1 protein-coding gene is annotated in these 784 nt (G+C 63.5%); it reads left to right on the top strand.

Annotation, left to right across the window (positions count from 1 at the left end):
• Positions 1–39: 39 nt before the first annotated feature.
• Positions 40–784, top strand: a 745-nt coding sequence (locus tag LH128_RS30205; protein ID WP_327195327.1) for a xanthine dehydrogenase family protein molybdopterin-binding subunit, incomplete at its 3' end; no start/stop codon positions are given.

Below are 784 nucleotides of genomic sequence, written 5' to 3'. Positions count from 1 at the left end.
TTCGACGAAGCCCGCCCTGACGCCCGGCCCGCGATGTTCATGGGCCAGCCGCTGCATGACGAGAAGGGCAAGGCCGAGACTGCGCTGCAGGCTGCGGCCGTGCGGATCGATGCGACGTACCGGACCCCGCGCCACAACCATAACGCAATCGAGCTGCACGCGGTGACGGTGGCCTGGCAGGATGATGTCCTGCGCATCCACGACGCCTCCCAGCTTGTCAGCCATACGGCCTGGTCGCTCGGACAGATGTTCGGCATTCCCGAGGACAAGGTCGTTGTTACCTCGCCTTACGTCGGTGGGGGTTTTGGCGGCAAATGCATGTGGCAGCATCATGTTCTTGCCGCCGCCGCCGCGCAGCTTTGCGGACGCCCGGTACGCCTCGTCCTGTCGCGCGAAGGCGTTTACCGACTGGTCGGCGGTCGGTCGTTGACGGAGCAGCAGGTCAGCCTTGGCGCGGATGCGGACGGAAAGCTGAAAGCGTTGATCCATAAGGGCCTTACCGCCAAGACGCCCTCGAACGTCATGCCGGAGCCGTTCATCCTCGCTGCCCGCAGCGCCTATGATGCCGAGACAATTGAACTCGATGTGCACACGGTCGAACTGGACCTCCTGGCCAATACTTTCATGCGAGCACCGGGCGAATCGGTGGGAACATTTGCGCTGGAATCAGCCATGGATGAACTGGCCGAGGAACTGGGCATCGATCCCATCGAACTGCGCATCCGCAACGAACCCGAGGTCGATCCGCTGAACGGCCTGCCGTTCTCCTCGCGCCGCATCGTCG

It is taken from the genome of Sphingomonas sp. LH128 (assembly GCF_000293195.2).
Classification (GTDB): Bacteria; Pseudomonadota; Alphaproteobacteria; order Sphingomonadales; family Sphingomonadaceae; genus Novosphingobium; species Novosphingobium resinovorum_A.
The sequence above is the reverse complement of the archived record's forward strand: the minus strand, read 5'-3'. Positions and strand labels throughout refer to the sequence as shown.